The organism is Nocardiopsis sp. NPDC058631 (assembly GCF_042716955.1).
GTDB lineage: Bacteria > Actinomycetota > Actinomycetes > Streptosporangiales > Streptosporangiaceae > Nocardiopsis.
Map to the genome: position 1 here is coordinate 1 of NZ_JBHXQY010000203.1, position 1530 is coordinate 1530.

At 67.1% G+C, this 1530-nt stretch carries 1 protein-coding gene; it reads left to right on the forward strand.

Annotated elements, in window-relative coordinates; genetic code table 11:
• Nucleotides 1-46 precede the first annotated feature (46 nt).
• On the forward strand, nt 47-1530 hold a 1484-nt coding region (locus ACFWTE_RS29955), incomplete at its 3' end, for an amino acid adenylation domain-containing protein (RefSeq protein ID WP_378783318.1).

The following is a 1530-nucleotide window of genomic DNA, read 5'->3' on the forward strand; positions in this document are numbered from 1 at the left end:
TGTGGGTGAGTGGGAGCGGGTTCTGGGTGGGTTCAACGATGTTCCGGTGGCTGAGCTGGTCTCGTTTGTGGGTGCGTTCTGTGCGCAGGTCGAGCGTGCGCGGTGGGAGCCGGCGGTCGATGACGGGCGGGGCGGGCTCTCGTACGGGGAGTTGGACGAGGTGTCCAACCGGTGGGCGCGGTGGTTGATCGGGCAGGGGGTGGGTCCCGAGGTCGGGGTCGTGGTGTGTGTGGACCGGTCGGTGGAGCTGGTGGTGTGCATGCTTGCCGTGCTCAAGGCCGGTGGTGTGTATATCCCGGTGGATCCGGAGTATCCGCTGGTCAGGCAGCAGGACATTGTGTCTGGTACTCGTCCGTTGGTGGGGCTTGTGGACGGTGCCGAGCGGTTGCGCGGTATGGGTGTGCGCACGGTGGTGGTGGGTGGGGTCGATGTGGCGGGGCTGGGGTGCGCTCGGGTGGGTGATGGTGAGCGTGTGGGGCCGTTGCGGTTGGAGAACACCGCGTATGTGATTCATACGTCGGGGTCGACGGGGCGGCCCAAGGGTGTGGCGGTCACCCATAGCGGGGCGGGGCGGTTGGTGCACCGGTTCGGGGTGTTGGGTGCGGGTGTGGGCAGTCGGGTGCTGCAGACCGCGTCGATCGGTTTTGACGGGTCGGTGTGGGAGGTGATGATGGCGCTGCTCACGGGGGGGTGTTTGGTGGTGGGTCATGCCCGTGAGTTGTTGGATTCTGCGGGGGTGGCCGATCGGTTGGCCTCGATCACGCATGTGACGGTGACGCCGTCGTTGTTGGCGACTCTGCCCGATGGTGTGCTTCCGGGTGGGATGACGGTGGTGACCGCGAGTGAGGCGTGTTCGGAGCAGACGGTGCGGCGGTGGGGGCGGGGGCGCCGGTTGGTGAACTCCTATGGTCCGACTGAGACCACGGTGTGTGCTACCGGGGGTGATCTGGTGGCGGGTGAGGAGGTGACGATCGGTGTTCCGGTGGCCTCGACCGCGGTGTATGTGCTGGATGGGTTTCTTCGGCCTGTGCCGGTGGGGGTTGAGGGTGAGTTGTATGTGGCTGGTCCGGGTCTGGCGCGGGGGTATGTGGGTCAGTCGGGGTTGACGGCGTCGCGGTTTGTGGCGTGTCCGTTCGGGGGTGTGGCCGGGGCGCGGATGTATCGGACGGGGGATCGGGTTCGGTGGACTTCGCGGGGGCGTCTGGTTTTTGGTGGGCGTACTGATGAGCAGGTGAAGGTGCGTGGGTATCGGGTTGAGCCGGGGGAGGTGGAGTCGGTTCTGGTGGGGTGTGCGGGTGTGGTGGAGGCGGTGGTGGCTGTGTGGGGGGAGGTGGCGCAGGATCGGCGGTTGGTGGGGTATGTGGTGGCGGGGGCGGGGCAGGTGGTGGATCCGGTGCGGGTGCGGGAGCGGGTTGCGGGGGTGTTGCCGGGGTACATGGTTCCGGCTGTGGTGGTGGTGTTGCCTGAGGGGTTGCCGATGACGGTGAACGGCAAGCTTGATCGGGGGGCACTACCAGCACCGGACTTCTC